This window comes from Mycobacterium sp., assembly GCF_035499775.1.
Lineage (GTDB): Bacteria > Actinomycetota > Actinomycetes > Mycobacteriales > Mycobacteriaceae > Mycobacterium.
The window spans coordinates 1-8,095 of the sequence record NZ_DATJYB010000498.1 but is presented as its reverse complement, the minus strand read 5'-3'; the positions used below and the strand labels follow the sequence as shown (position 1 = coordinate 8,095).

The following is an 8,095-nucleotide window of genomic DNA, read 5'->3' as shown; positions in this document are numbered from 1 at the left end:
TCGACGAACTACGGTCGCTAGGGCGCGACCGCGCGGTGAATCGTTCCTTGGTGGAAGAGCTGCTGGCAGAACGGCGCGCCGAGGCGCGCAGCGAATGATTCTCGACGCCTCCGCTGTTCTGGCGTTGTTTCACGATGAGCCCGGAGCCGACGTGGTCGCCAACGCGATGGCCGAATCGACAATCGGCACAACGAATCTCGCCGAGGTGATCGGCAAGCTAGTCGATGCGCAGATCAACCCCGCAGAAGTACGCCAACTCTTAGTCGCCGCTGGTGTCAACATCGAACCATTGACAGCCGATGACGCGGAGCTTGCCGGCGCTCTTCGTTCCATCAAGGGTGGACGACAACTTTCACTCGGCGACCGATGCTGCCTTGCACTGACCATCCGGAGTGCGCCTGCGATCGTCATGACCGCTGACCGTGCATGGCAGAAACTCGATTTGCCGATCGAAGTCCGCCTGATTCGCTGATCTCGGCCCGTTCGAAGCTGCCGATTCAGGCCGTGCTCGGGGGCGAGGTTGATCCGGCAACGGGTTGCACCGGCAATCGCGCCCTCGATTCGCGCTCGATCACATGAGCGGTGGATTGCAGTCACATGCAAGACTGCAGCTGACTGCAAATGGGTGTCCACGCGGACACTGGAAGCGCGTCGGGTCGCGCTCAAGTATTCGCGCTGGCGCGCCCGGCGCCAGTTGCGGCTGCTCGGAGTAGGTTGGGCCCCACAGCGGCAGCGGCACCGAGGCGACGAGTTCAGCGGCAACGGGCTCAGCGGGCACGGGCTCAGCGGTGACGGGCCCAGCGGCAACGGCCGGATTTCTGAATGCGACGCCGCTGATGACCGCGCCAACAAAGAACAACAGCGCGCTGACCTGCAGCAGCCGGGTGAAACTGGCATCGGTGAGTGTGCCGGCAGCGATCAGTCCCACACATGCCACAGCGATCAGCGTCGAGGTCCGGCCCATCGCGTTTTGGATCGCGGCGGCGACTCCGCTGTGCGCGGACTTGACAGAGGACATGTAGACCGCGGTCAGGGGTGTGACGGCAAGCACCATACCGATGGCGAGCACGATCCTGCCTGGTATTACGTCCGTGACAATGTCGAATCCGTGAGTGGCGGGGCGGATCAGCAGCAGCCCCAACCCGGCTAGCGCCGGACCCGTCATCAGGAAAATCCGGGGTTCGATCCGTGCGGCCATGCCGCCGACGCGGCGGGCGAACAGCATCGACATGATCGGGGTCGGCAAGGTAATCAGACCCGCGGCGGTCGCCGAGTACCCGACGACCTCTTGGAGGTACAGAGCGATGGCCAGTGAGCTCATCGTGATTCCGCCGTAGACGAACGCGGTGACCAGATTGGCGCCATTGAAGTTGCGGCTGGTGAACAGGCCCAGCGGCACCATCGGGTGGGGGGCGCGGCGCTGCCATTTCACGAACGCCACCAATGCCGTGACCCCGACGATCAGCGCAGCCTTAACGAGGGAGTCGTCCCATCCGCGCCGACCCGATTCGATCAAGGCATACACCGTGGCGGCCAGTCCGAGCGCCGACATTGCGGCGCCTGCGACGTCTAGGGGAGCGCGTTGGGATGGCCTCGGCATCGGGTGCAGCCAAAACGTCAGGGCAAAACCGATGGCCATCGGGATCGCCGGCAAAATATAGATCCAGCGCCAGCTCAGGAAGTCCACGATCAGTCCACCCAGTATCGGCCCCAGCGCGAGAGCGGCACCGGTAAACGCCGTCCAGGATCCGATCGCGACAGGCCGGTCTGCTCGGTCGAACGTCGAATTGATCAGCGCCAGCGAGCCGGGCACCAGAAACGCGCCGCCCAACCCCTGGACGACCCGCCCGGCGATCAGCACCGCCGGGGTACCCGCAGTGGCCGCGACCAACGAGCCCGCCCCAAATGCCGCCAGCCCGAAGCGCATCACCGGTATTCGTCCGAACAGATCGGAGATCGCACCTCCCGGCAGCACCATGGCGGCCACCGCCAGCAGGTAGCCGTCAACGACCCATTGCTGTAAGCACACGCCCCCGCCAATGTCACGCGCTGTGGCCGGCAGGGCCAGATTCACGACGGTGCCATCGAGGAAGGCGACCATCGAGACCAGGATCGCCACCACCATGACCCGCTTCGGCGGCGCGACCTCTCGCACTCTCACGATTGATCCCGCCTGGCGCACAAAAGCGACGGGACGGACCGCTCGTTGTTCAAGGGCTCCAACCGCTCGGCAGCCACGTGCGTGCCGGAAACGCTCGCAGCGGCGGTGCTGGGCACGGGCTACTCCTCGTGGCAATTCCCGGAGTGTCTCAAGTATGCGCGTGCGCCGGCGGTGCGGCACGCCGTGTGACCTGCGCGAAAGGTGGTGAAGATGGCCACAGCGGACTCGACGGCCGATATCATCGCATGGATGCCTCGTGCGGATGCGCCCGCGCCGCAATGCATTTGGTCATCCAACGCACCACGACGCGGTGTCCGCCGGTGCCGATGACGACGGCGCAAATTTACCTATCGTTAACGTCCTTGGGCGTAACTCCTTTCCGACGATCCGCTTCGGCGCGCAATGGATCGCCCCACTGGTTCTCGATGAGCGACGGGTAGACGGACGGCGAAGTAGATGCCAAGGTGGTTGCCGCTGCCACAAAATTTGATCAGGTCACGGCGCGATAGGTTGCTCCTCATGAGCGAAGACAGGGTCCGGGTGCGGATCGCCGACAACGGCGTGGCAACGGCGACGATGGTGCGCGCCGACAAGCACAATGCCCTCGACCAAGCAATGTTCGAAGCCTTGGTGGATGCCGCAGAGCAGCTGGCAGGTGATGCATCGGTCCGCGCGGTCGTTTTGCACGGTGAGGGTAAGAGCTTCTGCTCTGGTTTGGACGTGGCAAGTTTCATGGGCGGTGAGGGTGGCACGGGCGTTCTGTTGGTCCGAGACGAGGACCGGCCGGCGAACCTTGCTCAGCGCGTGGCCTACGACTGGTCGTTGGTACCGGCGCCCGTCATCGCTGCGATCCACGGCAACTGCTTCGGCGGCGGTCTGCAGATCGCGCTGGGCGCAGACATCCGGATCGCCGCGCCGGACGCGAAGCTGAGCATCATGGAGATCAAGTGGGGACTCGTTCCCGACATGGCTATCACGCAGACGTTGCCGAGACTGCTGCCGATCGACGTTGCGAAAGAGTTGACGTTCACTGGCCGCATCGTTTCTGGCAGCGAGGGTTGCGAGCTCGGTTTGGTCACTCGCACGGCGGCGGATCCGCTGTCAGCGGCGCTGGCGCTCGCCGACGAGATCGCCCTGAAGTCACCGGATGCCATCCGCGCCGCGAAGTGCCTGTACAACGGAACCTGGACCAGCAACGACCCCGCGACTGCTCTTGCGCGCGAATCAGTTCTGCAGACCGGGCTGATCGGCACGCCTAACCAGATCGCTGCCGTGGTCGCTGGAATGTCTGGGGAGCGGCCGGTTTTCGCCAACCCCGCTTAGCGAGATGATATTTCGGATCCTGGAGTGTCTGAATAGCTTCCCTCACTCGTATCGCGTTGCGGGCTAGGGGTGCTGCCGGTGGGCGCAAAACGACCCGCCTGTCGCGTTTGTAGGCGCGGCAGGCCGTTTCTCTCGGACGCGACGAGCCGGAACCCGCTCTCATCCGCTGCCGCCCATCACCGCGCCCTCGCTGCGCGGGTCGGCGCCGCCGGCCCAATTCGACCCGCTGCGGGCGATCGCCGACAGTCCGCTGATTGCCTCTTCCAGGTTGATCTGATGTCCTAGTGCGCGCAGGCCCTGCACCAGCGGGTCGTGCTCGCCGTTGTCGGAGGTGTTGATCGCGGGATGCTCGCCGCCGACGTTGGTTTCCGGTGTGTTTTCGGCGCCGAAATCCACCATGGACACCGCCTGCTGGGGGTTCAGGCCCCAATCCAGCAGCCCCACAAGTGTTTTCACGACATATTGGATGATCAACGAGCCGCCGGGCGAGCCCACCACCGCACTCAGTGCACCCCGGGCATGCTGTCCACTTGGCAAGCGATCGAACACCAGCGTTGGTGCCATGGTGCTGCGCGGCCGTTTTCCGGGCTCGACCCGGTTGGCCACCGCTGACCCGTCCGTCGCGCGGGGCTCGGCGGAGAAATCGGTGAGCTCGTTGTTGAGGATGAACCCGTCGACCATGTGGAAGGAGCCGAATGGCGATTCCACGGTCGTCGTCATCGCGGCCGCATTGCCGTAAGAATCAACGATGCTCACGTGGCTGGTGCCGTGTTCGGGCACCCGCGGCGGGTTATCCGTTGGCGTGCCGAAATCGCCCGGCCTGGCGCTGCCCATGCTGTGCTCGGGCGAGATCAGGGAGGCGCGGCCGGCCAGATACGCCGGGTCAACCAGCGTATTGGGCGAGCCGCCGGGCAGCTGAACGAAATCGGTGTCAGCGACATATTTGTCGCGGTCGGCGTAGGCCAGCCGCTCCGCCTCAGAGATCAGGTGAACGCCCATCACGTTGGGGTGACCCCCGTTGAGGTCGACGTCGCCCGGCCGGTAGTTGCTCATCGGGAAGTGCTCAAGGACGCCTAACGTAGCTGCCACCGCGAGGCCACCCGACGAGGGTGGCGGCATGCCACAAATCTCTCGGTCGCGGTATGTCGTGCACAAGGGTTCGCGCTTCTTGGCGACGTAGCCCGCCAGGTCGTCGGGTGTCATCTGGCCTGGCGTCCGACCAGCCGACTGGTCGCGCACCGCCGCGACGATGTCGTGCGCGATGTCGCCGGCATAGAAGGCGCTCGCACCGGCGGAGGCGATGGCGGCCAAGGCTTTTGCGTACGCGGGGTTGGTTAGCCGAGTCCCCGAGGCCTTCGGGCTGCCGTCGGGATTGAGGAAATATCCGCGTGCCGGTGGGTCGACACGCAGTCGCGCCACCGAGTCGGTGATGGCCTCGGCCAGCCTGGGGCTGATGTCGAAACCGTTGTCGGCCAACGCGACTGCGGGGCCGAAGAGGTCTGGCCAGGCTGTCCGTCCGTGCTCGTTGTGCACTATCTCGAGCATTCGCAAGATGCCCGGCACGCCGATTGACCGTCCCGAGGCCCGCGCGGTAGGTCTGGGTGCGCTGTGGTCGACGTCGCTGATCCAGCGGAGGTAATTCTCGGTGGCGGCCGCCGGGGCGGCCTCGCGGCCGTCGTAGGCCTGGACCGAGCCGGTCGGGGCGTCGTAGTACACGACAAAACCGCCGCCGCCGATCCCGGAAGACTGCGGTTCGACCAGCCCCAACACCGCCTGCACCGCCACCAGGGCGTCCGCGGCGGTACCACCGTCGCGCAATATTCGACAGGCAGCCTGAGTCGCCAGCGGATTGGCGGTCGCGACCGCATAGCGAGTGGTCTGCACCACGGTCATGTTGCTGCGGTAGCTAGTTGCGATTTCGGGTGCCGTCTTGGGCACCGGTGTGCCATTGGGCACGATCTCGCAGGGGCCCAACGGGTTTGGTGCACCCACGTGACTACTGCTCGGGTTTGGTGCACCCACGTGGCTACTATTACATCCCGCCAGGGACAGCATCACCGCAACGAGCAACGCCCCAACTCGCAAAGCGACGCTTAACAAAGTGAAATCCGTTCCCACAGCAGGCATGCGTAAGTGACGATTAGTGCATATCCAAGATAGGCGCCTGCTTGGGCAGACAAGCAATGCAAATATTCCACCAACCCGTGTCGTCGTCATTGACGCCGCGGTAGATATCGCTCGCATCGAGCCGATGTTTTCGGATAAGACAGCGCGACGGCCTCGTCGCTTCGTAGAGTCCGCAGTATGTGCGCGATCTCGCACGGCGGATCGTTCGGAGCATGTCAGGAGGTGCACCCGTGACGACCGACGCGGTCCGCCAGCTCAAAGCAGACCTCGCCCGCTTCAGCTACCTCGCCGACGAGGGTCTGGCCACGGCCATTCATCTCGCCATGCGGCTACGCCGCCCGTTGCTGCTTGAGGGTGAGGCCGGGGCGGGCAAAACCGAGGTTGCCAAAACCCTGGCGCGCTTGGCCGGCGCCAAGCTGTTGCGCCTGCAGTGCTACGAAGGCATCGACGTGTCGCAGGCGGTCTATGAATGGGATTACGCCCGCCAGTTGCTGCACCTGAAGGCCGCGGAAACGCGTGGCGCAGAGGCTGTGGCGGCTGCTGAAGATGAACTCTTCTCCGAGCGATTCCTCGTTCGGCGACCACTCCTACAAGCCCTCGACAACCGCGATGGCCCCCCGCCGGTGCTACTCATCGACGAAATCGACCGTGCCGATGACGAGTTCGAGGCGTTCCTGCTAGAGATCTTGTCTGATTTCGCGGTGACGGTACCGGAGCTCGGAACTTTCGTGGCCGAGGTGCCGCCGCTAGTGGTGCTGACCTCCAACCGCACCCGTGACCTGCACGACGCCCTCAAACGCCGCTGCCTCTATCACTGGGTCGAGCATCCCGGCATCGACAGAGAAGTGGCCATCGTGCGGCTGCGCGTGCCCGAGGCAAGCGAACGGCTGGCACGGCGGGTCGCGGCCGCCGTCGAGGCGTTGCGGGGACTCGACCTCTACAAGCCCCCCGGAGTGGCCGAAACGATCGATTGGGCCCGAGCACTGGCTGAACTGGGCGAGCCGGAATTGGCCCACGTTGAGATCGAGCACACCCTCGGCTGGGTGCTGAAGTATCGCGAAGACATCGAAAAGGCAAGGGCGGCAGGGCTGGACACCTTGCTGCGGGTGGCCGACGACGATGTATGACAGCGCGGACCGGCTTGCGGTGATGTTCGCACGCCGCCTACGCGCCGAGGACATGGCCGTTCCCACCGGCTCGGTCGCGCTCTTCGTGTCGGCCCTGAGCGAGCTTGACCCGGCCGATCGTGACAGCCTGTACTGGGCGGGGCGTGCCGTTCTGGTCAAGCGGCCGGAGGACATCGACACCTTCGATCGCGTATTCCGTTCGGTCTGGCTCCACCAACCGCCGGATGCCCGTCTCGCCGCGATAGCCACAGAGGAGAGGGTCGACGACGACCCAGAGCCGGAAACCGAAGACGACGCTGAGCACCCGAGCCGAGCACCCACGACCGTCGTTCGCTATAGCCCGGTAGAGGTTCTGCGCAGCAAGGACTTTGGCGAATACACAGCAGCAGACTTCGCCGATGCGCAGCGGTTGATGGCCGATCTTCGTGCGACAGCGGCGATGCGACGCAGCAGGCGGCGGCGGCCCGCCAAGCGGCAGAGGCACCCAAGGCATCCGCAGCCTGACATCCGTGCCACTGTGCGCGGTGCCTTGCGCACCGGTGGAGAGCCCATCCGCCGAGCCTGGTACGCGCCGACCCTGCAACCCCGCAGGCTTGTTTTGCTGTGTGATGTCAGCGGCTCGATGGACCCGTACTCCCGGGCGCTACTGCGGTTCATGCACGCGGCGGTGGCCGGCCGCGGGCGCGTGGAGGCCTTCACCATGGGAACACGCCTGACCCGGCTGACGCGGGAGCTGTTGTCCCGTGACCCCGATCAAGCATTGCGTCGCGCGGGCGCTGTGGTGCCCGACTGGTCTGGGGGCACTCGACTTGGGGACAGTTTGCGCGACTACAACGATGCGTGGGGGATGCGGGGCATGTCTCGTGGCGCCGTCGTAGTCATCCTCTCTGATGGCTGGGAGCGGGGCGACCCGAGCGTAATCGCCGATCAAATGGCGCGGCTGTCGCGCGTGGCTCACAAGGTGGTGTGGGTCAACCCACTCAAGGCGTCGCCTGGTTACGCCCCCCTGGCCCGGGGTATGGCCGCAGCTCTGCCGCACATCGACGAATTCATCGAGGGTCACAACCTGAACGCATTGAACGATCTGATCGAGGTCATCTCGGGTCGGTGCGCTCGGGGATGACGCCTGCGAGCTCGAGGATCCTGGTCGGCGGCAGGTGCTGTTCGGTGATCCGGACGCCGAGGTCGGCGAGGGCATCCTCCACCGCGTTGGTGATCGCCGCCGGTGCGCCGATCATGCCCCCTTCACCGACGCCTCGATAGTTGTAGGCGATGTCCGTCGGCGTCTCGATGTGGTGGATTTCGATCTCGGGGATCTCCATCGTGGTCGGGATCAGGTAGTCCATGAACGTCCCCG

Annotated in this window: 6 protein-coding genes and 1 pseudogene; 4 read left to right on the top strand and 3 right to left on the bottom strand. The window is 65.1% G+C overall.

The genetic code is table 11. The features are described from left to right. The first annotated feature begins 94 nt into the window (after nucleotides 1-94). Entirely contained in the window at nucleotides 95-472 is a 378-nt protein-coding gene (locus tag VML93_RS30585; protein ID WP_325616322.1) for a type II toxin-antitoxin system VapC family toxin, read from the top strand. Between the two features lie 99 nt (nucleotides 473-571). On the opposite strand, the gene VML93_RS30580 is transcribed toward VML93_RS30585, so the two are convergent. Further along, nucleotides 572-2,161 (bottom strand): MFS transporter, encoded by a 1,590-nt coding sequence (locus VML93_RS30580; RefSeq protein ID WP_325616321.1) that lies wholly within the window; start codon nucleotides 2,159-2,161, stop codon nucleotides 572-574. A 519-nt stretch (nucleotides 2,162-2,680) separates the two neighbouring features. Between VML93_RS30580 and VML93_RS30575 the strand changes: the two genes are divergently transcribed. Beyond that, nucleotides 2,681-3,484 (top strand): crotonase/enoyl-CoA hydratase family protein, encoded by an 804-nt coding sequence (locus VML93_RS30575; protein WP_325616319.1) that lies wholly within the window; start codon nucleotides 2,681-2,683, stop codon nucleotides 3,482-3,484. A gap of 159 nt (nucleotides 3,485-3,643) precedes the next feature. Here VML93_RS30575 and ggt read toward each other — a convergent pair whose 3' ends face one another. Further along, nucleotides 3,644-5,611: a gamma-glutamyltransferase gene (ggt, locus tag VML93_RS30570; RefSeq protein WP_325616317.1), complete on the bottom strand. Its 1,968-nt coding sequence runs from the start codon at nucleotides 5,609-5,611 to the stop codon at nucleotides 3,644-3,646. 212 nt (nucleotides 5,612-5,823) lie between these two features. On the opposite strand from ggt, the gene VML93_RS30565 reads away from it, so the two are divergent. Further along, entirely contained in the window at nucleotides 5,824-6,738 is a 915-nt protein-coding gene (locus VML93_RS30565; protein ID WP_414686492.1) for an AAA family ATPase, read from the top strand. Further along, nucleotides 6,731-7,861 carry a vWA domain-containing protein gene (locus VML93_RS30560; RefSeq protein ID WP_325616313.1) on the top strand — a complete coding sequence of 377 codons (1,131 nt, stop codon included), beginning with the start codon at nucleotides 6,731-6,733 and terminating at the stop codon, nucleotides 7,859-7,861. Before VML93_RS30565 ends, VML93_RS30560 begins: the two co-directional genes overlap by 8 nt. Here the strand turns inward: VML93_RS30560 and VML93_RS30555 are convergent. Further along, nucleotides 7,833-8,095: pseudogene (locus VML93_RS30555) on the bottom strand (hypothetical protein); the annotation flags it as partial. The gene VML93_RS30560 and the pseudogene VML93_RS30555 sit on opposite strands and share 29 nt — an antisense overlap.